This window comes from Phormidesmis priestleyi BC1401 (genome assembly GCF_001650195.1).
Taxonomy (GTDB): Bacteria; Cyanobacteriota; Cyanobacteriia; order Leptolyngbyales; family Leptolyngbyaceae; genus Phormidesmis_A; species Phormidesmis_A priestleyi_B.
This window is the reverse complement of sequence record NZ_LXYR01000182.1, coordinates 1-701: the sequence shown is the minus strand read 5'-3', so window position 1 is coordinate 701 and position 701 is coordinate 1. Positions and strand designations below refer to the sequence as shown.

Annotated in this window: 1 protein-coding gene; it reads right to left on the bottom strand. The window is 48.8% G+C overall.

Translation table 11 applies throughout. The annotated features are described in order from the left end of the window. Positions 1–603 (bottom strand): nucleotide-binding protein (locus A8707_RS26340; protein ID WP_269452779.1); only part of this gene is annotated, 603 nt, incomplete at its 3' end. Positions 604–701: the final 98 nt, after the last annotated feature.

Sequence of the window (701 nt, the reverse complement as noted above, 5' to 3'; positions counted from 1 at the left end):
ATAGAGTTTTTTGACCTCAGCGATCGCTTTCGAGTCTGATGGCTTAAATTCGGTCACTGCCAGTCCATTAGACGCTGCTGATCGGAAGGCTTTTCGGTTTCCTAATGGAGCATCAATGAATTCTAGACCGGGTGTGTCTTTGGCAATTGCTGCGGCATCCGAATTATCTGAACCTTTTGCATCTGCACGGTTAATGATGCAGAGGGCTTTCAGATTCTCATTGAAAGCGCGGGCTTCCTCGACTAACTTGCCAACACTCTCTAATGTCCAGACATCAAAAGAGCCAGGAAGAAAGGGAATCACATAAACATTCGCCATCGAGAGAGCTGCTCTCTGTCCTGCTGTATCTCGACCTCCCACATCAATCACCACATCGTCGTATTTTTTTGCCATCCGCAAAACTTCAGATCTGACTGCCGCTCCATAAAGCTTGATGGAGGTGTAGCCAGCTCCCTGCTCTATTAAGGTTTCGTTACGAACCGCCGTGAAGTCTGAAGCCGTGCCTTGATCATCAGCATCGACGAGCAGCACGTCCATCCCCTGGTTGGCTCTCATTACGGTCATGTTGGTTGCGACCGTGGACTTGCCAACCCCCCCTTTAATAGGGTGCGACCTCTATTTGATACTATTAGAGGGCAACGGAAAAGCCGTATTGATTCAGTTTGTTCCAGAATTGATCCCAACGCGTTGAGGTCAAGACC